We start from the raw sequence: 539 nt of genomic DNA on the forward strand, positions 1-539 counted from the left end.
GCATGATGTGGGTTACAACACTTTACGTACCAACTTACCATTTATAGTTTGGCAAGCGGATCGCGATGGTTTACATGCGCGAATTGAGCGCTTTCTGGATATTTGCGAACGCAATCAAATCAAAGTGATGCTCACGCCGATGGATGACTGCGGTTTTTCGGGCGACCATCCTTATCTTGGTGAACAAAAAGCGCCAGTACCGGATTTGCACAACAGCCAAGCAGCAGCAAGTCCTGGTCGCAATCTGGTGATGGACAAATCTATGTGGGGTGAGGTCGAAGCGTATATTCGCGACATCATCTCTACCTACAAAAATGACCCTCGAATCGTTATTTGGGATCTCTATAACGAGCCAACCAACCGCATGATTTTCACCACTACGGGTGAGATCGCTTACGACGAAGAAATGGAAACCTTTAGTCATGAGCTGATGGAACAAGCGTTTGAGTGGGCACGTGAAGAAAACCCAACTCAGCCTCTTACCGTCGGCGCTTGGCATGCGCCAAGCATTCTTGACCGAAGCCTGCCGATTTATGAAC

The 539-nt window shown here is 48.2% G+C and carries 1 protein-coding gene; it reads left to right on the plus strand.

Annotation, left to right across the window (positions count from 1 at the left end):
• Positions 1-539, plus strand: a 539-nt coding sequence (locus R7P74_RS28785; RefSeq protein WP_318124110.1) for a cellulase family glycosylhydrolase, incomplete at both ends; no start/stop codon positions are given.

Source organism: Vibrio sp. 2033 (assembly GCF_033339735.1).